At 72.8% G+C, this 21,448-nt stretch carries 20 protein-coding genes; 7 read left to right on the plus strand and 13 right to left on the minus strand.

What is annotated here, in order from left to right; all coding sequences use genetic code 11:
* Positions 1–2 precede the first annotated feature (2 nt).
* From ACWC97_RS10920 to ACWC97_RS10930, 3 genes are all read right to left on the minus strand, one after another.
* A complete protein-coding gene (locus tag ACWC97_RS10920) occupies positions 3–299 on the minus strand; it encodes a DUF4193 domain-containing protein (protein ID WP_003965732.1) in 297 nt (98 codons plus the stop codon).
* Positions 300–704: 405 nt separating this feature from the next.
* A complete protein-coding gene (locus ACWC97_RS10925) occupies positions 705–1,934 on the minus strand; it encodes a sensor histidine kinase (protein WP_450648712.1) in 1,230 nt (409 codons plus the stop codon).
* Positions 1,935–1,940: 6 nt separating this feature from the next.
* Positions 1,941–2,594, minus strand: coding sequence for a response regulator transcription factor (locus ACWC97_RS10930; protein WP_352273233.1), 654 nt, complete (start codon positions 2,592–2,594; stop codon positions 1,941–1,943).
* A gap of 359 nt (positions 2,595–2,953) precedes the next feature.
* On the opposite strand from ACWC97_RS10930, the gene ACWC97_RS10935 reads away from it, so the two are divergent.
* Positions 2,954–3,127: a hypothetical protein gene (locus tag ACWC97_RS10935; protein ID WP_352273234.1), complete on the plus strand. Its 174-nt coding sequence runs from the start codon at positions 2,954–2,956 to the stop codon at positions 3,125–3,127.
* Between the two features lie 78 nt (positions 3,128–3,205).
* On the opposite strand, the gene ACWC97_RS10940 is transcribed toward ACWC97_RS10935, so the two are convergent.
* Both ACWC97_RS10940 and ACWC97_RS10945 read right to left on the minus strand, forming a co-directional pair.
* A complete protein-coding gene (locus ACWC97_RS10940; RefSeq protein ID WP_352273235.1) occupies positions 3,206–4,036 on the minus strand; it encodes an inositol monophosphatase family protein in 831 nt (276 codons plus the stop codon).
* A gap of 35 nt (positions 4,037–4,071) precedes the next feature.
* Positions 4,072–5,199, minus strand: coding sequence for a ferrochelatase (locus ACWC97_RS10945; RefSeq protein ID WP_450648715.1), 1,128 nt, complete (start codon positions 5,197–5,199; stop codon positions 4,072–4,074).
* A 152-nt stretch (positions 5,200–5,351) separates the two neighbouring features.
* On the opposite strand from ACWC97_RS10945, the gene ACWC97_RS10950 reads away from it, so the two are divergent.
* Positions 5,352–6,593 (plus strand): MFS transporter, encoded by a 1,242-nt coding sequence (locus ACWC97_RS10950; protein WP_352273237.1) that lies wholly within the window; start codon positions 5,352–5,354, stop codon positions 6,591–6,593.
* The gene (locus ACWC97_RS10955) at positions 6,556–7,872 is read left to right on the plus strand and encodes a D-arabinono-1,4-lactone oxidase (protein WP_352273238.1); all 1,317 of its coding nucleotides are present in this window, start codon (positions 6,556–6,558) and stop codon (positions 7,870–7,872) included. The genes ACWC97_RS10950 and ACWC97_RS10955 overlap by 38 nt, the downstream gene beginning before the upstream one ends.
* Positions 7,873–7,894: 22 nt before the next feature.
* On the opposite strand, the gene ACWC97_RS10960 is transcribed toward ACWC97_RS10955, so the two are convergent.
* Entirely contained in the window at positions 7,895–8,761 is an 867-nt protein-coding gene (locus tag ACWC97_RS10960) for a hypothetical protein (protein WP_352273274.1), read from the minus strand.
* Between the two features lie 554 nt (positions 8,762–9,315).
* On the opposite strand from ACWC97_RS10960, the gene sepH reads away from it, so the two are divergent.
* A complete protein-coding gene (sepH, locus tag ACWC97_RS10965; protein ID WP_352273239.1) occupies positions 9,316–10,380 on the plus strand; it encodes a septation protein SepH in 1,065 nt (354 codons plus the stop codon).
* 68 nt (positions 10,381–10,448) lie between these two features.
* Here the strand turns inward: sepH and ACWC97_RS10970 are convergent, their stop codons facing one another.
* Positions 10,449–11,276: a sulfurtransferase gene (locus tag ACWC97_RS10970; RefSeq protein ID WP_450648718.1), complete on the minus strand. Its 828-nt coding sequence runs from the start codon at positions 11,274–11,276 to the stop codon at positions 10,449–10,451.
* Between the two features lie 227 nt (positions 11,277–11,503).
* Here ACWC97_RS10970 and ACWC97_RS10975 point away from each other — a divergent pair, with 227 nt between their 5' ends.
* Together ACWC97_RS10975 and ACWC97_RS10980 are read left to right on the plus strand one after the other, a co-directional pair.
* On the plus strand, positions 11,504–12,292 hold the full coding sequence (locus ACWC97_RS10975; protein ID WP_352273241.1) for a VOC family protein: 789 nt from the start codon (positions 11,504–11,506) through the stop codon (positions 12,290–12,292).
* A 182-nt stretch (positions 12,293–12,474) separates the two neighbouring features.
* On the plus strand, positions 12,475–13,362 hold the full coding sequence (locus ACWC97_RS10980) for a terpene synthase family protein (protein ID WP_450648720.1): 888 nt from the start codon (positions 12,475–12,477) through the stop codon (positions 13,360–13,362).
* Positions 13,363–13,746: 384 nt separating this feature from the next.
* Here the strand turns inward: ACWC97_RS10980 and ACWC97_RS10985 are convergent, their stop codons facing one another.
* From ACWC97_RS10985 to ACWC97_RS11005, 5 genes are all read right to left on the minus strand, one after another.
* Positions 13,747–14,613, minus strand: coding sequence for a PaaX family transcriptional regulator (locus ACWC97_RS10985; RefSeq protein WP_450648818.1), 867 nt, complete (start codon positions 14,611–14,613; stop codon positions 13,747–13,749).
* Positions 14,614–14,676: 63 nt separating this feature from the next.
* Positions 14,677–15,327, minus strand: coding sequence for a thymidine kinase (locus ACWC97_RS10990; RefSeq protein WP_352273243.1), 651 nt, complete (start codon positions 15,325–15,327; stop codon positions 14,677–14,679).
* A 43-nt stretch (positions 15,328–15,370) separates the two neighbouring features.
* Positions 15,371–16,558: an alkaline phosphatase family protein gene (locus ACWC97_RS10995; protein WP_352273244.1), complete on the minus strand. Its 1,188-nt coding sequence runs from the start codon at positions 16,556–16,558 to the stop codon at positions 15,371–15,373.
* Positions 16,558–17,154 (minus strand): DUF5998 family protein, encoded by a 597-nt coding sequence (locus ACWC97_RS11000; RefSeq protein ID WP_352273245.1) that lies wholly within the window; start codon positions 17,152–17,154, stop codon positions 16,558–16,560. Before ACWC97_RS11000 ends, ACWC97_RS10995 begins: the two co-directional genes overlap by 1 nt.
* A 72-nt stretch (positions 17,155–17,226) precedes the next feature.
* Positions 17,227–20,064 carry a bifunctional acetate--CoA ligase family protein/GNAT family N-acetyltransferase gene (locus ACWC97_RS11005; protein ID WP_450648722.1) on the minus strand — a complete coding sequence of 946 codons (2,838 nt, stop codon included), beginning with the start codon at positions 20,062–20,064 and terminating at the stop codon, positions 17,227–17,229.
* Positions 20,065–20,238: 174 nt separating this feature from the next.
* On the opposite strand from ACWC97_RS11005, the gene ACWC97_RS11010 reads away from it, so the two are divergent.
* The gene (locus ACWC97_RS11010) at positions 20,239–20,520 is read left to right on the plus strand and encodes an HPr family phosphocarrier protein (RefSeq protein ID WP_352273247.1); all 282 of its coding nucleotides are present in this window, start codon (positions 20,239–20,241) and stop codon (positions 20,518–20,520) included.
* Between the two features lie 211 nt (positions 20,521–20,731).
* Here the strand turns inward: ACWC97_RS11010 and ACWC97_RS11015 are convergent, their stop codons facing one another.
* Positions 20,732–21,430 (minus strand): GntR family transcriptional regulator, encoded by a 699-nt coding sequence (locus ACWC97_RS11015; RefSeq protein ID WP_352273248.1) that lies wholly within the window; start codon positions 21,428–21,430, stop codon positions 20,732–20,734.
* Positions 21,431–21,448 lie beyond the last annotated feature (18 nt).

Genomic DNA, 21,448 nt, shown 5'->3' on the forward strand with positions numbered 1-21,448 from the left:
GCCTAGTCGCAGTCGCGGCAGATCGGCTGGCCGTTCTTCTCCCGTGCCAGCTGGCTCCTGTGGTGCACGAGGAAGCAGCTCATGCACGTGAACTCATCGGCCTGCTTGGGCAGGACCCGTACGGCCAGTTCCTCGTTGGACAGGTCGGCGCCGGGCAGCTCCAGCCCTTCGGCCGCGTCGAATTCGTCGACGTCGACGGCGGAGGCCGTCTTGTCGCTCCGACGGGCCTTGAGTTCCTCAAGGCTGTCCTGATCGACGTCGTCGTCGGTCTTGCGTGGGGTGTCGTAATCCGTTGCCATGTCGCTCTCCCCCTCTGGGTGTCTGCGGGTGTCTCAGCGCACGTAACGCGTGAGAGGCCGGACTTGTGCCCGACCTGAGGCGGAGATTTTGCCTCACATCAAGGTCTGTTACTCAATCGACACCCAAGAGGACCGCTCAAGAGCGGTCGGCTTGGGTGGCGAAGGGGACCGTACACGGTCCCGGCGTCGTGCTCCACGGGCGCCACCCCGTGTACTTCCCGTGATGCTCGACCCCGAAAACCCCGACTTTTACCGGCTTTCCCCTGGGGTCGGCGGTCACGGAGCGTCGTTGACGGGAAATTCGCTCCTGTGATCGATCACACACGGACCACCTGGGTCCAGGTCCCGAAAATTCCGCCCAAAGCGAACAATCGTCTGCGCGCCCTCATCGCTTCACCCGGCCCCTCACGCCGGAAGTGAGACGCGCATCACAAGGCCACCGCCCTCGCGGGGCTCCGCGATGATACGGCCGCCGTGTGCGCGCGCCACGGACCGGGCGATCGACAGGCCGAGGCCGACCCCCTTGTCGCTGCCCGTTCGCTCCGTACGCAGCCGCCTGAAGGGCTCGAAGAGGTTGTCGATCTCGTACGCGGGCACCACGGGGCCGGTGTTCGAGACCACGAGCAGGGCCTGGCCGCCCTGGAGCTCGGTGGTGACCTCCACCCAGCCGTCCTCGGGGACGTTGTACCGCACGGCGTTCTGCACCAGGTTCAGCGCGATCCGCTCCAGCAGGACACCGTTGCCCTGGACCACGACGGGGGCCAGCTCGCCGCGGATCGCGACCCCGCGCTCCTCCGCCTCGCCGCGCGTCTGGTCGAGCGCCCGGGAGGCGACCTCCGCGAGATCGACCGGTTTGCGCTCGACGATCTGGTTGTCGCTGCGGGCCAGCAGCAGCAGACCCTCCACCAACTGCTCGCTGCGCTCGTTGGTGGCCAGCAGGGTCTTGCCCAGCTGCTTGAGCTCCGGCGGGGCCTGGGGGTCGGAGAGATGGACCTCCAGCAGGGTGCGGTTGATCGCGAGCGGCGTGCGCAGCTCGTGCGAGGCGTTCCCGACGAACCGCTGCTGCGCGGTGAAGGCCCGCTCCAGGCGGTCCAGCATCTCGTCGAAGGTGTCGGCCAGCTCCTTCAGCTCGTCGTCCGGGCCGTCCAGCTCGATCCGGCGGGACAGGTCCGTTCCGGCCACCCGGCGGGCGGTGCGGGTGATCCGGCCCAGCGGCGAGAGGACCCGTCCGGCCATCGCGTAGCCGAAGGCGAAGGCGATGACGCTCAGACCGACCAGGGCCAGCAGCGAGCGGTTGAGCAGTGTGTCGAGCGCCTGCTGGCGCTGGTGGTTGACGCAGGCGTTCATCGCCGCGTTGAAGGTGTCCGGGGACGCCTTCTCCGGCAGGTTGCAGACATTGCTGGTGACCTGCCCGTTGACGATCTTGAACGGGAGCTCGCTGCCCACGTGCAGGGCCTGTGCGGCCAGCATGTAGATGATCGACAGCAACAGGATGCCGGCGATCAGGAACATGCCGCCGTAGAGCAGCGTGAGCCGTATCCGGATGGTCGGACGCAGCCAGTACGGGGGATCCTGCTGCTTGGGCTCCCAGTGGGGCTTCGGGGGCGCCGCGGGCGGCGCGGGTACCGCGGGCATCGGCCGTCAGATCCGGTAGCCGGAGCCGGGCACGGTGACGATCACTGCGGGCTCGCCGAGTTTGCGCCGCAGGGTCATGACCGTCACCCGGACAACGTTGGTGAACGGGTCGGTGTTCTCGTCCCAGGCCTTCTCCAGCAGCTGCTCGGCCGAGACGACCGCGCCCTCGCTGCGCATCAGGACCTCCAGCACGGCGAACTCCTTCGGCGCGAGCTGGACCTCCGTGTCGCCGCGGAAGACCTCGCGCCGGTTCGGGTCGAGCCTGATGCCGGCCCGCTCCAGGACGGGCGGCAGCGCCACCGTCGTACGCCGGCCGAGCGCCCGCACCCGGGCGGTGAGCTCGGTGAACGCGAACGGCTTGGGCAGGTAGTCGTCGGCGCCCAGCTCCAGGCCCTCGACCCGGTCGCTGACGTCGCCGGAGGCGGTGAGCATCAGGACCCGGGTGGGGACGCCCAGCTCGACGACCCGGCGGCAGACGTCGTCGCCGTGGACCAGGGGGAGGTCGCGGTCCAGCACCACGACGTCGTAGTCGTTGACCTCGATGCGCTCCACGGCCGCCGCGCCGTCGTACACGACATCGACGGCCATGGCCTCGCGGCGCAATCCGGTGGCCACCGCATCGGCGAGCAGCTGCTCGTCCTCCACGACGAGTACGCGCACGGCGCTGTCCTTCCTTAGAAACTTCATGATGTGACGGAGTGCCCACGGAACGTGTCCGGAGCGCCCGTGGGCAGGGAACTGTGCGGCTCCATCCTGCCCGCAACACGCATAAACCGGCGGTAAGGCGACGCCACCCCGGTCGGGCTCAAGGGAATTCACCGGATTTTCCGCCCAGTTGAGGTTTCTCCGGTCCAAGGCCCGGGGAGGACGAATGCACACCCGAGATCACGCCTTGAATGTGGCGTGCCACAGGCCACTCCGTCCCCGGAGAGCGCGTGATCACCCGCCCTACCGCCACCGCGCGGAGGGAAACCCCGGGCACACCCCCGTGCCACCGACCCACGATGAGGGGGCGCATTATGGACGCTTTCACCGCAGGTCTGCTGCAGCGGATCAGGACCACCGAGCACGACCTCACCCGGGCCCGCGAGACGGGCGACGACTTCCTCGCGGACGTCGAACAGAGCGAACTGGACGACCTTCACCGCCTCGCCGCCGAGCACGGCGTCGAGATCGGCGCCAGCAGCGTCTGAGCACGTCGGCGGGCAGGGCCCCGACACCGGTCAACGGTGTCGGGGCCCTGCCCGTGTCGGACGCCCTCTCGTCGTGCCCTAGTCGTGCCAGGCGCCGTGCTCCTCCAGGAGGGCCTGGAGCGGCTCGAAGACGCCCGGGGTGGCGGCGACCGCCAGGTCGCCGTCGGCGGGCCGGCCGGGGCGCCCGCCGGTGTACGCGCCCGCCTCGCGGGCGATGAGGTCGCCGGCCGCCAGGTCCCAGGGGTGCAGCCCGCGCTCGTAGTAGCCGTCCAGGCGCCCCGCGGCCACGTCGCAGAGGTCCACGGCGGCCGATCCGCTGCGCCGGATGTCGCGCAGGCGCGGGATGAGCCGCCGCGCCACGTCGGCCTGGTGGGTACGGACCTCGGCCACGTAGTTGAAACCGGTCGAGACGAGTGCCTGGTCGAGCGGGGGCGCGGGGCGGCAGCGCAGCACGGTGTCCTCGCCGAAGGCGCCGCCCGAGGCGTGGGCCCCGGAGCCGAGCACCGCCCAGTAGGTCTCCCCGCGCATCGGGGCCGCCACGACGCCCACCAGCCGCTCGCCGTCGCGCTCGCCCTCCCGCTCGGCAGCGATGGAGACGGCCCAGGTGGGGAGGCCGTAGAGGTAGTTCACGGTGCCGTCGAGCGGGTCGACGACCCAGCGGATGCCGCTGCGGCCCCGGGTGCCGCCGCCTTCCTCGCCGAGGAAACCGTCGTCCGGGCGGTGGTCCCGCAGGAATGTGGTGATCAGCTTCTCGGCGGCGATGTCCATCTCGGTGACGACGTCGATCGGGCTGGACTTGGTCGCGGCCACCCCCAGGTCGGCCGGGCGGCGGTCACGGAGCAGCGCACCCGCGCGGGCGGCGGCGTCCAGGGCGAGGTCGAGCAGCGCGTCCAGGTCGTTTTCGTACACGGCTCTCCAGGGATCGGCGGGCGTGGGGCGGGCTGTCAGGCGTACGGGCTGTCGGCGCCCGCGGCGGCGGGCCGGGCGGCGCGGGCCGGGCAGCAGCCGACCGGGCAGAGGTCGTGGGACGGTCCCAGCGAGCCCAGCACGCACCGCTCCACGCTCTGTCCCCGCTCGGTCGCGGCCCGTTCCAGCACCAGTTCGCGCACGGCGGCGGCGAACCTGGGGTCGGCGCCCACCGTCGCGGAGCGGCGCACCGGCAGGCCCAGTTCGGCGGCCTTCGCGGTGGCCTCGGTGTCGAGGTCGTACAGCACCTCCATGTGGTCCGAGACGAAGCCGATGGGGGCCATCACCACGGCGGGCACCCCGTCGGCGTGCAGCGCCTCCAGGTGGTCGCAGATGTCGGGTTCCAGCCACGGGATGTGCGGGGCGCCGCTGCGCGACTGGTAGACGAGCCGCCAGGGGTACTCGATGCCGGTCTCCTCGCGCACCGCGTCGACGATCAGCCGGGCGACGTCGAGGTGCTCGGCGACGTAGGCGCCGCCCTCGCCGTGCGCCTCCACCGGGCCGGAGGTGTCCGCGGCGGAGGTGGGGATGGAATGCGTGGTGAAGGCGAGGTGCGCCCCGGCGCGTACGTCCTCGGGGAGGTCGGCCAGCGAGGCGAGGACCCCCTCGGCCATGGGGGCCACGAATCCGGGGTGGTTGAAGTAGTGCCGGAGCTTGTCGACCCGGGGCACGGGCAGCCCCTCGGCCTCCAGGGCGGCCAGCGCGTCGGCGAGGTTCTCCCGGTACTGCCGGCAGCCGGAGTAGGAGGCGTAGGCGCTGGTCGCGAGGACCGCGATCCGGCGGTGACCGGCGCTGACCATCTCGCGCAGGGTGTCGGTGAGGTACGGGGCCCAGTTGCGGTTGCCCCAGTGGACCGGCAGGTCGAGCCCCTGCTCGGCGAAGTCCTCGCGCAGGGCGTCCAGCAGCGCGCGGTTCTGGGCATTGATCGGGCTGACGCCGTCGAAGAGGAAGTAGTGCTTGCCGACCTCCTTGAGCCGCTCCTCGGGAATACCCCGGCCCCGGGTCACGTTCGCGAGGAACGGAACCACGTCGTCCGGGCCTTCGGGGCCACCGAAGGAGAGCAGCAGCAGGGCGTCGTAGGGGGCGGGATCACGCAGATCGGACATGGCACCGATCCTGCCACTCCCGCCGGGCCGCCATCCCACCGACATCGATTCCGGGCCTCCCCCGATGCCCGGCCGATCCGCCCGACCGTAGGGTGTATCGGTTGAAAGCGCGCCGTTTCCGCGCGTATGACCACGCCGCTCCGGAGCACCTCTTGCCCAGTCCCTACCGCGCGATATTCGCCGTCCCCGGCACCAAGGGGTTCTCGGCGGCCGGATTCCTCGGCCGGATGCCGCTGTCCATGATGGGCATCGGCGTCGTGACCATGATTTCCCAGATCACCGGCCGGTACGGGCTGGCCGGCGCGCTGTCGGCGACGCTGGCGATGTCGGCGGCGGTGCTCGGGCCCCTGATATCCCGGCTCGTCGACCGGCACGGGCAGCGCCGGGTGCTGCGCCCCGCCACCCTCGTCGCGCTGGCGGCGGTGGCCGGGCTCCTGTTCTGCGCGCAGCAGGGGCTGGCCGACTGGACCCTCTTCGTCTTCGCGGCGGGCGTCGGCTGCGTCCCCAGCGTGGGGTCGATGATCCGGGCCAGGTGGGCGGAGATCTACCGCGGCTCGCCCCGCGAGCTGCACACCGCGTACGCCTGGGAGTCGATCGTCGACGAGGCGTGCTTCATCTTCGGGCCGATCATCTCGATCGGGCTGTCCACCATCTGGTTCCCGGAGGCCGGGCCGCTGCTGGCGGCGGTGTTCCTGCTGGTCGGTGTCGTGTGGCTGACCGCGCAGCGGTCCACCGAGCCGGTTCCGCACCCGCGCCGGGCACAGGGCGGCGGCTCCGCGCTGCGCTCCCGTGGGCTCCAGGTCCTCGTGGTGACCTTCGTGGCCACCGGGATGGTCTTCGGCGCCGTCGACGTGGTCACCGTGGCCTTCGCCGAGGAGCAGGGCCACAAGGCCGCGGCGAGCCTGGTGCTGGCCGTCTACGCGCTCGGTTCGTGCCTGGCGGGAGCGGTCTTCGGGCTGCTCCACCTCAAGGCCCGGGCGAACATCCGGTGGCTGGTGGGCGTGTGCGCGATGGCCGTGAGTATGATCCCCCTCCAACTGGCCGGGAACCTGCCGTTCCTGGCCGCGGCGCTCTTCGTCGCGGGCCTGGCGATCGCACCCACGATGGTCACCACCATGGCTCTCGTCGAGCAGCACGTACCGCGTTCCGAGCTGACCGAGGGCATGACCTGGACGAGTACCGGGCTGGCCGTCGGGGTCGCGCTCGGTTCCTCGGCCGCCGGCTGGATGGTCGACGCCTCGGGGGCGAGGGCGGGGTACGTGGTGCCCCTCGTGGCGGGAGCGCTCGCGGCCGTGGTGGCGTTCCTGGGGTATCGCCGGCTCAGCGGGCCGGTCCCTAGTGAAGGGCACGCGGAAGATGACCGACGCACGGACCAAGACGAACGCGTGGCATAACTGGGCCGGGAACGTCACCGCCCGTCCGGTACGGACGGTGACGCCCGCGTCCGTTCCCGAGCTCGCCGAGGCGCTGCGCCGGGCCTCGGAGGACGGTCTGCGGGCGAAGCCGGTCGGCACCGGGCACTCGTTCACCGCGGCGGCCGCCACCGACGGCGTGCTGATCCGCCCGGATCTCCTCACCGGCATCCGGAGCATCGACCGCGAGGCGATGACGGTGACCGTCGAGGCAGGCACCCCGCTGAAGCGGCTGAACGCCGCCCTGGCCCGCGAGGGCCTCTCGCTCACCAACATGGGCGACATCATGGAGCAGACGGTCGCGGGCGCCACCTCGACGGGCACCCACGGCACCGGCAGGGACTCGGCGTCCATATCCGCCCAGATCCGCGCCCTGGAGCTGGTCACCGCCGACGGCACGGTGCTGACCTGCTCGGAGAAGGAGAACGCCGATGTCTTCGCCGTGGCCCGGATCGGGCTCGGCGCGCTGGGCGTCGTCACGGCGATCACCTTCGCGGTGGAACCGATCTTCCTGCTGACGGCCCGTGAGGAGCCGATGGGCTTCGACCGGATCATGAGCGACTTCGACGAGCTGGTCGCCGAGAACGAGCACTTCGAGTTCTACTGGTTCCCGCACACCGGGAACTGCAACACCAAGCGCAACAACCGCAGCGCCGGCCCCGCCGCCCCTCCCGGAAAGTTCAGCGGCTGGATCGAGGACGAGCTCCTCTCCAACGGGCTCTTCCAGGTGGCCTGCTCGCTCGGCCGGGCGGTCCCGGCGACCATCCCGTCGATCGCCAGGCTCTCCAGCCGCGCCCTGTCGGCCCGGACCTACACCGACATCCCGTACAAGGTCTTCACCAGCCCGCGCCGGGTCCGCTTCGTGGAGATGGAGTACGCGGTACCGCGCGAGGCGGCCGTGGAGGCGCTGCGGGAGCTGAGGACGATGGTGGAGCGCTCGCCGCTGCGGATCAGCTTCCCGGTCGAGGTCCGCACCGCCCCCGCCGACGACATCGCGCTCTCCACGGCCTCGGGCCGGGAGAGCGCGTACATCGCCGTCCACCTCTACCGGGGAACGCCGTACCAGGCGTACTTCACGGCGGTGGAGCGCATCATGACCGCCCACGCCGGGCGCCCGCACTGGGGCAAGGTGAACACCCGCGACGCCGAGTACCTCGCCGGGGTGTACCCCCGCTTCGGCGAGTTCACCGCGGTCCGCGACCGGCTGGACCCGGACCGGCTCTTCGGCAACGACTACCTGCGCCGGGTCCTGGGCGAGTAGGCCGGGTCCGGCCCCGGGCCGGTCACTGCCCGCCGCCGGTGCCGTCGCCCTGGGCCGGGGCCTGGCCGCCCGCGGGGGCCGGGTCGGTGGTGGAGCCGCCGCCGGACGCCCCCGGGGAGGGGGTGGTCTCCGGGGCCGGGTCCGTGGAGCCGCCGGTGGAGCCGGACGGCGCGGGGTCGGCCGTCGGGCCGGTGGAGGGCCGGCCGCTCTGCGCGGGGTCCGGGTTCCGGCTCGCGCCGCCCTGCTGCTCCGTCCCGGGCGTCGTGCCGCTCTCCCCGTCCGGTGCCCCGTCCCGGCCGGTGCTCGTCGACGGTGCCGGGGCGTCCGTACCGGAGTCCCGCTCGCCGCCGCCGCGCACCACGGAGCCGACGGTCGTCCCGTGGCCGCCGCTCAGGTCGCCGCCGGAGAGCACCTCGTACGTGGTGATCCCGGCCATGGCGAGGACGAAGACCACGGCCGCGCCGAGTGCCGAGCGCTTCCAGCCGCGCAGCCGGGTGCCGTGCGTGGTGGCCTCGGAGAACTCCCCGTCCGGGACGGGGTGCGCGGTGAGCAGCCGGGTCGCGTCCGGTGCCCGGAGCATCCGGGTGCGGTCCGGGTCGTCCGCCGCGGGCAGCACCGCGGTGGCGTCCGCCGGCCCGGCGCCGTACGGGGCCCGCGCCCCGTGCCCGGGCGTCCTCGTCGCACCGCCGCCGCCCGCCCCGCGCGCCTGTACGGTCACGTCGCGGAGCTGCTCCCCGGTACGCCGGAAGAGGTGCTGGAAGACCGAGCCGCCGCAGGTGGCGACGATGCTCATCACCCCGGCGCCGAGGATCGTTCCGTACACGCCCAACTGGGAGGCGGCCACCGCCGCCGCGACCGCAGCGAGGGCACTGCCCGCCACCTGGGGCAGGCTCAGATCGATACGCCTTTCCTTGGGCTCTATGTCACTTTCCGGCTTCTGCACTGTTTTCCGCCCTCTATTGACATCTCCCCCACCATGCACCAGGAAGGGACATTTGAGCGAAGCTCTTAGTTCCGCTTCGGGGGATTGTGTGAAGCAGGACACCCGGTGAGCGCCCGCCCGCCCCGGCCCGGCATCCAACTCCCGCACCTCACGAGAACTTCGACGGCGCGGCGGTCCACCCTGATGGCCCGAATGGAGTACTGTGTCGAACCCTGGGGCCGGATGCCCGTGCGGGTGTTCCGGATCTTCAAAAAGGGAGCCGAAGGAGGCACTCGATCCGGCGGCGCCGCGGCATTACACGGAGACCGGCCACATGAAGTGATCAAAAGTCACCTTATGTTGCAGAATAGGTCCCTGTGTCAGACCGGCGATCAAGGGCTCACGCCCGACACACCGGGCAACACGGCAATGTTGTGGCAGGCTGCACCCGGGCAGGCCACACTCGACTAGCGGAAGCAGCGACGCAGGTGACGTCGGCAGGCACCACCCGGGAGGTCCCCATGCCCGAACTGCGTGTCGTGGCCGTCTCCAACGACGGCACACGACTGGTGCTCAAGGCTGCTGACAGCACGGAGTACACACTCCCGATCGACGAGCGGCTGCGGGCCGCCGTGCGCAACGACCGCGCGCGCCTCGGCCAGATCGAGATCGAGGTGGAGAGCCACCTCCGCCCCCGCGACATCCAGGCCCGGATACGAGCCGGCGCCTCCGCCGAGGAGGTCGCCCAGTTCGCCGGGATCCCGGTCGACCGGGTCCGCCGCTTCGAGGGCCCCGTGCTCGCGGAGCGCGCCTTCATGGCCGAGCGCGCCCGCAAGACCCCCGTACGCCGCCCCGGCGAGAACACCGGCCCCCAGCTCGGCGAGGCCGTGCAGGAGCGGCTGCTGCTGCGCGGCGCCGACAAGGAGACCGTCCAGTGGGACTCCTGGCGCCGGGACGACGGCACCTGGGAGGTCCTCCTGGTCTACCGGGTCGCGGGCGAGCCGCACTCGGCCAGCTGGACGTACGACGCCCCGCGCCGCCTGGTGCAGGCCGTGGACGACGAGGCCCGTTCGCTGATCGGCGAGACCGACGACGTCGCCGCTCCCGAGCCCAGCTTCCCCTTCGTGCCCCGGATCGCCCGGCTGCCGCGCGACCGGCCGCTGGACCGCGCCCTGGACCGCCAGATCGAGCGGCCCGCGGTTCCGCCGCCCCCGCCCGAGCCGGAGGAGCACATCGCGTCCGTCTCGGCCGGTGAGCGCGATTCGCTGACCAGCCTGCTGGAGGCGGTGCCGAGCTTCCGCGGCGACATGGTGGTGCCGGAGCGGCCGTCGCAGCCGGAGCCGCCCGCCATCGAGCCCGCCGCGCAGGAGCCGGAGGCGGACGAGCCGCCCGCCGCGGCGTCCGCGGGCGCCGGTTCCGCCTACGCCGATGTCCTGATGCCGAGGGCGGTGGCGGGCCACCGCGACCGGCTGACCGGAACGACGGACCGCCAGGCCGAGGCGGACGGTGTCCGGCCGGGCCGCCGCGCCGCCGTTCCGACCTGGGACGAGATCGTCTTCGGCACCCGCCGCAAGAAGCAGGACTGAGCGGGGTTCACCACAGCATGAGCAAGGCCCGTACGCCCTCGCGTACGGGCCTTCGTGCCGATCCTCCGTTACTGGGGGTCGGGCCCCGTGGCGACCGGGCGGGACTCGTCGCCGGACCACTCGGACCAGGAGCCCGCGTACAGCGCGGCGGGCAGACCCGCGACGGCCAGGGCCAGCACCTCGTGGGCGCCGGAGACCCCCGAGCCGCAGTAGACGCCGATCTCCGCCGCCCGGTCCGCGCCGAGCGACGAGAAGCGTGCCGCCAGCTCCCCGGGGGGCAGGAAGCGGCCGTCGGCGCCGGTGTTCTCGGAGGTCGGGGCCGATACGGCACCGGGGATGTGGCCGCCCACCCGGTCGATCGGCTCCACGTCGCCCCGGTAGCGCTCGGCGGCCCGCGCGTCGAGCAGCAGGCCGGAGCGGGCGAGCTCGGCGGCCCCGTCCGCGTCGAGCAGCGGCAGCGCTCCGGGGGCGGGGCGGAAGTCCCCCTCGGCCGGGGTCGGGGTCTCCGTCTGGAGCTCGCCCGGCCAGGCGGCGAGGCCGCCGTCCAGGACCCGGACGTCCTCGTGCCCCGTCCAGCGCAGCAGCCACCAGGCGCGCGCCGCCGCCCAGCCCTGGCCCCCGTCGTACACGACCACCGGGGTGTCCCCGGAGACTCCCGCCCGGCGCATCACCGCGCCGAACTCCTCCGGGTCGGGCAGCGGATGGCGGCCGCCACGCCCGGCCGGACCGGCGAGCTCCGCGTCCAGGTCGACGAAGACGGCGCCGGGGATGTGCCCGGCCTCGTAGTCGGGCCGGCCGTGCGGGCCGCCCAGCTGCCAACGTACGTCCAGGAGCACCGGCGGACGTGGCCCCGCCGATTCGCTCGCGTATGCGGATGCGCTGATGATGGGCTTCATGGAGGCCATCCTCGCGCAGGAGCCGCCCGTGCCGTAGCACCTCCCAAACGGTCGCACCGTGGCAATCCGGTCTCTCTGCGTCGAGTTCCGGAACGACGCGGCGCGGCCGGGCGCTTCGTGCGCCGGGTGGTGCCACCATCTGCACGGGGCGTCCACATCCCGTACCGCATGACGGCACGCCGGCTCCGTCCCCGTACGGCCACCCCGATGGTCCGAGGAGAGTGACGATGACCGAGGCTGCCGCTCCGCGTACGCCCGGAAGCCCGTGCTGGGTGAGCCTGCTCGTGCACGGAATGGGCACCACCCAGGACTTCTACGCCGACCTGTTCGGCTGGGAGTTCGTGCCGGGGCCCGACCAACTGGGCCCCTACGTCCGGGCCCTGATCGGCGGGAAGGAGGTCGCCGGGATCGGGCAGTTGCCGCCCGACCGGCATCTGCAGGTCGCCTGGACGACGTATCTGGCCAGTGACGACGTGGATCTCACCGCGGAGGCCGTCCGGTCCTGCGGGGGCACGGTCGCCGTGGGGCCGCTCGACGCCGGTGAGTCGGGCGAGGCGGGCCGGATGGCCATCGCCGCCGACCCGGGCGGCGCGGTCTTCGGGATCTGGGAGGCCGCCGCGCACCTCGGCACGGCGCTCGCCGGGGCCCCGGGCACCCCGGTCTGGAACGAGCTGGTGACCAGGGAGACCTCGACGGTCTGCAAGTTCTACCAGACGGTCTTCGGCTACGAGGCGGAGGCGGAGGTCTCCGCCGACTTCGACTACCAGACGCTGCGTCTGGACGGCCGCCCGGTGGCCTCGTTGCACGGGGTCGGCCATGCGCTGCCGCGTGACCGGGGGCCGCACTGGATGACGTACTTCGAGGTCGCCGACACAGACGAGGCCGCCCGCCGGGTGGTGGAACTCGGCGGCCAGGTGCTGCACCCGCCCCGGGACGGGGCGAGCGGACGGGTGGCGACGGTGGCGGACCCGGAGGGCGCGGCGTTCACGATCGTGCGCTCGACGGCGGCCGGTTAGGGTCGGTCCGGCGGAGCGCGGGCGGGCGGGGAGCCGCGTCCGGCGCTGCGGTGCGCCGCAAGGCGCCCGGAGCGGTTTCCGCGCCCCGGCCCGAGCACAACGCTCAGCCGCAGGCCGCCGGTTCGCCGCTCCGCGACGCCCGCCCCGACAGGTCAGCCGAACCAAACACCCCGGAGGCCACCGTGACCGCTCCTCGCCACGTATCCGTGCGCATCCCTCCCTTCTACCTCCCTTTCTCCGGCGGCCTTCACCCCGACCAGGAGGCCATCGATCGAGAAACCGCCGCATGGGCGGAGCAGTACGGTCTCGGCACCGCGAACCTGCGGCAGCGGATCGCCGTCCGGGCTCCGTCGGGAAAGTTCGCCGGGCGCCTCCTGCCTCGCGGGAAGCGGGAGGTTGTCCGGCTGCTGGCGGACTACGGCTTCTGGCTGTTCGCCTTCGATGACGGCTACTGCGAAGAGGGTGAAGCCGGAAAGCACCCGGGTGAGCTGGTGGCGGTGATGTCCCGGATGCTCGGCGCGGCGCAGGGCCGGGACGTCGCCGCCCTTGCCGGGGACCCTCTGGCGACAGCGCTGCGTGACCTGGGCAGCAGGATCGCCCGGCACGCCACACCGGGCCAGCTCGCGCGCTGGGTGAACACTCTGCGCGGATACTTCATGGCTGCTGTCCGAGAGTCCGACTACCGTGCGAAGGACGCCATTCCCACGGTGGACGACTACACCATCCTGAGGCTGCACTCCAGCGGCGGCCTGATGCTCCCCGTCTGGATCGAAATGGGGCTGGGCATCGAACTCGTTCCACTGGAAGCGGAACATTCCGCCGTCCGGGCGGCCAACGAGATGGCCGCCTTCGTCGCTGCCTGGGACAACGACCTGATCCCCACCACAAGGAGAGCAGGAGCGGGGACTACTACGTCAATGCCGTACGTGTCGTCCAGCAGGAAAGCGGCCTCACGGCAGAAGAGGCCGTCGCGGAAGTCGTCCGCCAGCGTGACCGGGTGGTCATGCTCTACAACCGCCTGTCGGAGGACGTGCGCAGCTGGGCGAGTCCTCAACTGCGCCAGTACCTGACGTGCCTCGACAGCAGTCTGCGCGGCTCCGTGGAATGGCAGCTCGCAAGCGCCCGCTACAACCTCCGGAGGACCCCGCCGACCACCCCACCCGGATCCTCGGCACATCCACGACGGCCGAGATCTCCGTCCCGCTTCCCGTCCCCTCCGTCTCCTGGTGGTGGACCGTCCCTCTCCCGCATCGAGGAGCGAGCCGCGTCGGGACGGTCGAGCGGGACGTCACGCGGTAGGCGCCGTCCGCAGCAGGTGCCCGGAGCCCCGGATCCCCCGCCGGGTCGGCTCGCGCCGCTGTCGAAGTCCCCGTCCGGCTCCGGCGCGTCCGCGGACAGCCGGCCTTCGGCTTCGCCGGTGCATGGCCCGCAGCCGTTCCAGCCTTCCCGGGCCGTCAGCGGACCCGGGTCCGTTCGACGTGGCGGCGGGCGGGGCCGGCCAGTCGGGCGTGCAGTTCGTCGAAGAGCTCGGCGGCGTGCGTTCCGCTCCACTCCTCGGGGAGCAGTTCCCGGGCGAGGCCGGGGTCGAGGTAGACGAGCCTGCGCCAGTCGGTGAGGAGCCCGATGTACGCCGTGAACGCCTGGCGGTCCGTCACCGCGGCGCCGCTCGCGATCCGTTCGGCCACCGGTCGGTGCGCGGCCAGGAACGCGACGTACAGCCGTTGCAGCCGACCGGTGTCCCACCAGGAGCGGACCTTCGTGGCGAGTTCGGCGGCGTCGCCCCCGGCGGCCGCCAGGTAGTCGGCCCGGAAGAGGTCGGCGTAGGCGCGCAGTCCGTGCCGGGCCAGCATGGACTCCGCCTCGTCGTGGACGTGGCCGGGGGCGATCCACACCCCGGCGGACACGGAGCCGAAGCCGAGCCGGGTGAGCTCGGTGCGCAGGATGTGCCGTCTGGCCCGTTCGGACTCGGGCACCGAGAAGACGACCAGCACCCAGCCCTCCTCGACGGTGGCCCGGCGGGCGGCGAAGATGCGCGGGTCGCCGTCGCGCAGGATGCGTTCGGTCGCGGGCGAGACGCGGTATCCGGCCGCCCCGGAGACCGACCGGGCCTCCAGCAGTCCGGCCCGCTTCAGCCGGGAGACGCTGGAGCGCACGGTCGGCGCCTCGACGTCGAGATCGGCGAGCAGCTGGATCAGCGAGGCCACCGACATCCAGCCGTCGGTCTCGCGCGCGTACAGCCCGTAGACGGTCACGATCAGTTGTCGGGGCTGCACCTTGGCCAGCGGGCCCGGTCCGGACCCGGCTGATTCTCCGCTCGCCATGTTCACGCCGTCATCCTAAGCAGCACGCCGGGGGCCGCCGCCGGACGGCCCGGGTACGGCGGTTCAGGCGGGGCCGACCGGCAGCACGTCCGGGGAGAGCGCGGCGGCGCGGGCGCTCGCGCTGGTGGTGCGGCGCTGGTGGTGGCGGCGGCACAGCACCTCGTAACCGACCTCGCCGGCCTGCTGGTTGACGTCGCCCACGACCACCTGGGCGCCCTCGACGACCATCTGGCCGCCGACCGTCCGGGCGTTGTGCGTGGCGCGGGCGCCGCACCAGCAGAGCGCCTCGACCTGGAGCGTCTCGACCCGGTCGGCCAGCTCGATGAGCCGCTGCGAGCCGGGGAACAGCTTGGTCCGGAAGTCGGTGGTGATGCCGAACGCGAAGACGTCCAGGTCGAGGTCGTCGACGACGCGCGCGAGCTGGTCGATCTGGACGGGCGCCAGGAACTGCGCCTCGTCCACGATCACGTAGTCCGCCCGGCCGCCCCGGCTTATCCGGTCGATGAGATGGGCGAAGAGGTCCATCCCCTCGTCGGCCTCGACGGCCTCGGTGACCAGCCCCAGCCGCGAGGAGAGCTTGCCCTCCCCCGCCCGGTCGTCGCGGGTGAAGATCACGCCTTGCAGGCCGCGTGCCGAGCGGTTGTGGCCGATCTGGAGGGCCAGCGTGCTCTTTCCGCAGTCCATCGTTCCGGAGAAGAACACAAGCTCGGACATGAGAGGTCCAGCACCTTTCGGGCGAGGAGGGGTGGAAGAGGGGTTACGAGCGTACTTCGAGGAGCGGGACGAGCTGCTCGACGGGGGTCATCGAGCCGTGCACACCGACCATCGCGGACTCGTTCGGCTCGTTGACGGAGGCGGTGATGATCACGTCGTCGTGGGCCGCGGCGACGACGTCGCCGATCCGGCCGTGGACCCGCTCGTCGATCCTCGGACCGAACCAGCCGGCCGCGATCGCCTCCTCACGGCTCGCCACCCAGAACTGTTCGCCGAGCACGTCCCGCCAGACGGCGAGGACATCGTTCTCGGCTCCCGGCACGGCGTACACATGGCGGGCCCGGCCCTCGCCCGCGAGGAGGGCGACGCCCGCGCGCAGTTCCCAGTCCTCGTCGAAGTCGATCCGGGACTGCTCGTCGAACGGGATGTCGATCATGCCGTGGTCGGCGGTGACGTACAGCGCCGAGCGGGGCGGGAGCTGCTCGGCCAGACGCCGGGCCAGCCCGTCCACGTACATCAGTTGGCCGCGCCAGGCGTCGGAGTCGATGCCGAAGCGGTGGCCCTTGCCGTCGACCTCGCTGTAGTACGTGTAGACCAGCGTCCGGTCGGCGGCGGCGAGCCGGGCGGCGGCGGTGTCCATCCGCTCCTCGCCGGAGAGCCGGCCGAGGAAGGAGCCGCCGCTGAGCGCGACCTGGGTGAGCGGGGTCCGCTCGAAGTCGGGGGCGGAGACCTGGGCGGTGCGCACCCCCGCGGCGTCGGCGAGCCGGAAGACGGTGGGGTACGGCTGCCAGGCGGCCGGCGGGACCCAGGGGCGCCAGCGGAGCTGGTTCATCAGCTCGCCGGTCTCCGGGTTGCGCGCGGAGTAGCCGGGCAGGCCGTGTTCCCCGGGCGGCAGCCCGGTGCCCACGGAGGCCAGGGAGGTGGCCGTGGTGGCGGGGAAGCCCGCGGTGATCGGGCGGCCGGTGCCGCCGCGCGAGGTGGGGAGCAGGGAGTGCAGGAAGGGCGCCTCGTCCGGGTGGGCCTTGATCTGCTCCCAGCCCAGGCCGTCGATCAGGAACACGCAGTTCCGGTCGGCGGGGGTGAGCTCGGGGATCGCGGCGGTGAAACCGGGCACCCCCTGTCCGGCGACGAGCGTGGGCAGCAGGTCGGCGAGCGAGCCGCTGCCGTACTCGGGGACCGGGGCGCTCTCCACCGTGAGCGGTTCGGGCTCCTGCCAGGCCGGCTGAGCCATCAGCGGCCGGTCGCCGCGGTCGCGGCCGTGGCCTCGGAGAGCGACTGGGCGAAGGCGAGGGTCTGGCGCACGGTGTCCGGGCCGTCACCGGCCTCGCTGACCCGCAGGCTCAGGTCGTCGGCCGTCGTGTTGCCGGTGTAGCCGTGGTCGGCCTCGCAGTTGGGGTCGCCGCAGGCGGCAGGCTCCAGGTCGATCCGGGAGACCGCGCCCCAGCCGATGGTGAGGACGACCTCGCGGGGCAGCGTGCCCGGCACGTACTTCTCCGGGTTGGCCACGACCCGGCTGACCACGACCGACGAGATCCGGTCGAGCTTGACCGACTCGGTGGAGGTGGTGGCGTACGGGGTCGGGGAGCTGGTGTCCGCGTTCTGCTCGTCGGTGTGGCTGACGATGAAACGGTTGTCCGTCAGGACCAGGACGGTGACATGGCGGCGCACCTCGTTGGAGTCGAAGGTGGTCTCCTGGTGCACCAGGTACGAGGCGACCGGCTCGCCGCCCACGGCGGCCTCCACCGCCTCGGCCACGAGGGCCGGGTAGTAGCCACTGCGCTCGATCGCCGCGCGCAGCCCCTGGGTCGTCGTACCGGTCTTTGCCATGGGCACCATCCTACGGGGGCCCGGTGACTGCCGGGGACGGCGTACGGCAGGCGGAGCGCCGTCGCGTCCGGGTCAGTAGTTGGGCAGGCGGCGCGGGCCGAGGTCGGTACGGGCCGGGGGCGGCGAGAGGCGGACGCTCGCGCCGAGGACGGTCAGTCCCCCGGTGGCGACCACCACCGGTTCCAGGGCGACGGAGACCACCTCGGGGTGGTCGTCGACCAGTCGGGAGACCCTCAGGAGCAGCTCTTCGAGCGCCGCGGTGTCCACCGGCGCGGCGCCGCGCCAGCCGAACAGCACCGGGGCGGCCCGGATGGACCGGATCAGCTCCGCGGCGTCGCGGTCGGTGGCCGGGACGAGGCGGTGGGCGATGTCGCCGAGCAGTTCGGAGGGGGCTCCGGCGAGCCCGAAGGAGAGGACGGCGCCGGCCGCCGGGTCGATCGTGGCCCGTACGACGGTGTCGACCCCGCGCGGCGCCATGGACTGGACGACCGGCTGGAGTTCGGCGGGGCCGCCGAGCAGCCCGGTCAGCTCGCCGTAGGCCCGGCGCAGCGCGTCCTCGTCGGCGAGGTCGAGCCGGACGCCGCCGAGGTCGGCGCGGTGGCGCAGGTGGGGGGCGGTGGTCTTGAGCGCCACGGGGTAGCCGAGCCGGGCGGCCGCGGCGACGGCGGCGTCCGGGCCGGGCGCCGGAAGCGTCGGCCGTACGGTGATGCCGTAGCCGGCCAGGAGCTCGCGGGCCTCCTCCGTGCCGAGCTGCTGGCCCCGGGGGTCGGGGTCGGGGCCCAGGAGGGTGTCGATGAGATGGGCGGTGCCCGGCTCGTCGATGGTGTCGTCGAGGAATTCGGGCACCTTGCCGGGGACGGCGGACTGCCGCCGCCACTGGGCGTACCGCACGGCTTCGGCCAGGGCGCGGACCGCCCGTTCGGCGGCGGGGTAGGCGGGGATGCGGCCCGGGGCGCCGTCCTTCTGCGGTGCCGACGGGGTCTCTGGATCCCGTTGTTGGTCCGCCGGGGCGGTCCGGGGCGCGGACGGGCGGGCGACCGTGCCGCTGGCGGCGGCCAGGGCCTTGGCGAGTCCGCCGATCTCCACGTGCACGACGGCCACCGGTTTGGCCGGGCCCGTGGCCGCGGCCGCGCGCAGCGCCTCCGCCAGCACCTCCCCGTCGCCCGCCTCCGCCCGGCCGTCCTCGCCGACCCAGGGGATCGCCGTCACGATCACGGCGTCGCAGCCGTCGTCGGCCAGCGCCTCGGTCAGGGCGTTCCGGAAGTCCTGCGGGGTGGCGGCGGTGGTGAGGTCGAGGGGCAGGCGCGGGCGCAGCCCCTCGGCGAGGCAGGCGTCGTACGTGAGGAGGCCGAGCGATTCGGAGTTGCCGAGGATCATGACCCGGGGGCCGGCGGGGAGCGGCTGGTCGGCGAGGAGGAGCCCCGCGTCGACCATCTCCGTGACCGTGTCGACCCGGATCACGCCCGCCTGCCTCATCAGCGCCGAGACCGTGGCGTCCGGGATCCGCCGGGTCGGCACCGCGTGGCCGGGCGGGGTGGAGCCGCTGTGCCGGGCGCCCTTGACCACGACGACCGGCTTGACGGCCGCGGTGCGGCGCGCGAGGCGGGTGAACTTGCGGGGGTTGCCGATCGACTCCAGGTACAGCAGGGCCACGTCGGTGTCGGGGTCCTCGTACCAGTACTGGAGGAAGTCGTTGCCGGAGATGTCGGCGCGGTTGCCGGCGGAGATGAAGGTGGACAGGCCCGCGCCGCGCCGGTAGAGGCCGGAGAGCAGGGCGATGCCGATCGCTCCGGACTGGGTGAACAGGCCGATCCGGCCGCGGGTGGGCGGCTCGGGTGCGAGCGAGGCGTTCAGCCGTACCGCTTCCGCGGCGTTGATGAGGCCGAAGGCGTTCGGTCCGATGATCCGCATGCCGTACGAGCGGGCCTGACGGACCAGTTCGCGCTGGCGTTCGCGGCCCTCGGCGCCCCATTCGGCGTAGCCGGCGGAGAGGACGACCAGGCCCTGCACCCCGTGCTCGCCGCAGTCCGCGACGGCTTCCGGGACGCGGTCGGCGGGCACGGCGACGACCGCGAGGTCGACCGGTTCGCCGATCTCGCCGAGGGAGCGGTGGGCGGGGACGCCGTCGATCGTCTCCTGTCCGGCGGCGAAGGCGTTGTTGACGGCGTGGGTCCGGCCGGTGAAGCCGGCGGCCAGGACGTTGCGCAGGACGGTGCGGCCCACGCCGCCGGGGGCCCGGCCGACGCCGATGACGGCGACGGAGCGGGGGGCCAGCAGGCGCTGCACGGAGCGGGCCTCGGCCCGGTGCTCGCGGCCGCGCTGGACGGCGAGGGACTCCTCGGTCGGTTCGAGGTCCAGGGTGAGGTGGACGGAACCGTCCTCGAAGCTGCGCCGCTGGGTGTATCCGGCGTCCCGGAACACCTTGATCATCTTTGTGTTGGCGGGCAGCACCTCGGCGGCGAAGCGACGGATGCCGCGCTCGCGGGCGACGGCCGCGATGTGTTCGAGGAGGGCCGAGGCCACACCCCGGCCCTGGTGCGCGTCCTGGACCAGGAAGGCGACCTCGGCCTCGTCGGCGGGGGCGGAGGCCGGCCTGCCCCGCTCGTCGATCCGGTCGTAGCGGACGGTCGCGATGAACTCGCCGCCGACCGTGACGGCGAGCCCCACCCGGTCGACGTAGTCGTGGTGGGTGAAGCGGTGCACGTCCCGGTCGGACAGCCGGGGGTACGGGGCGAAGAACCGGTAGTACTTCGACTCGTCGGAGACCTGCTCGTAGAAGCTGACCAGCCGCTCGGCGTCGTCCGTGGTGATGGGCCTGATGCGCGCGGTGCCGCCGTCGCGGAGCACCACGTCCGCCTCCCAGTGGGCGGGATAGGCGTGCGGCGGGCTCTGCTCCGGGGCGGGCTCCATGGGCAAAGCGTACGACTCCGTCAGCGGTCGCGTACGTACCGGGGCCGGGGCAGTCTGGGAGAGCCGATCAAGGGGCACCGCGCACGTCGTCGGGGGTCCCGGGGCTCGGCCGGAGCACCGCGCACCACGTGCGAGAATGGTCTAGACAACTAGTGATTCCTGAAGGGCAGAACCATGGCTGAGCGCCGCGTCAACGTCGGTTGGGCCGAGGGCCTGCACGCCCGCCCCGCTTCCATCTTCGTCCGTGCCGCCACGGCCTCCGGCGTCCCCGTGACGATCGCCAAGGCCGACGGTTCCCCGGTGAACGCCGCGTCCATGCTCGCGGTGCTCGGACTCGGCGCGCAGGGCGGCGAGGAGATCGTGCTCGCTTCCGAGGCGGACGACTCCGAGGCCGCTCTGGACCGTCTGGCGAAGCTGGTCGCAGAGGGACTCGAGGAGCTCCCGGAGACCGTCTGAGGCACCCTCCCCGAGAGAGCCGCGGCACCGTGAACCGGAGCCGCGGCTTTTTCATGCCCCGACTAATTCCGCCGGAAAGGAAAGGGGCAGCGGGGATTCCCCCCTTCCACCAGCGGATGAATTCCACCTTCGAACACGGGAAAATCCCTCCCCGCGCGCCGGGGAAATATCCCGGCCGGACCGGAGCACCTCTCTTTCTACGGTGCGTTTGTTAAGTGCGGACACCCGCACTGTTTACGGGATGTTGCGGCCCCCTCACCGGGTTTCCCGGGCGCGGGCCGGGCGGGCGGGGCCGCAGCCGGTGCGCGGCGGCGGTCCGCTCCGCGTGATGGGCCGCCAGCGCCCTGGCCCGGTCCGCGTCGCCGCGCGCCACCGCGTCCACGATGGCCCCGCGCTCGGCCCAGAAGTCCACCGGCCGGTCCGGCGGCTCGACCACGTACATCCAGGCGATCTTGTGCCGCAACTGGCCGAGCAGGGCGATCAGACCGGGGCTGCCGGACGCCTGCGCCAGTGTCTCGTGGAACCAGCCGCCCAGTGGGCGCAGGTCCTCGCCCTCGCCGCGCAGCGCCCGGTCATGGCCGAGGCGGACGAGGCCGCGCAACACCTTGAGGTGGGCCTCGGTGCGACGGCGCGCCGCGCGGGCGGCGCCCAGCGGCTCCAGCATGTTCCGGACCTCCAGCAGGTCGGCCGCCTCCAGGTCGGTGGGCTCGGCGACGCAGGCGCCCGCGTGCCTGCGGGAGACCACGAAGCCCTCGGACTCCAGGGTGCGCAGCGCTTCGCGGACCGGGACGCGGGACACCCCGTACCGGCGGGCCAGCACCTCCTCCGTGAGCCGGCTGCCGCGCGCGAAGACTCCGGAGACGATGTCGTCACGAATCGCTGTGCTTACCGAATGCGCGGGAATGCGCATGCCCGAACCTCCGCCTCA

The sequence above is a fragment of the Streptomyces sp. NPDC001108 genome, from assembly GCF_053598535.1.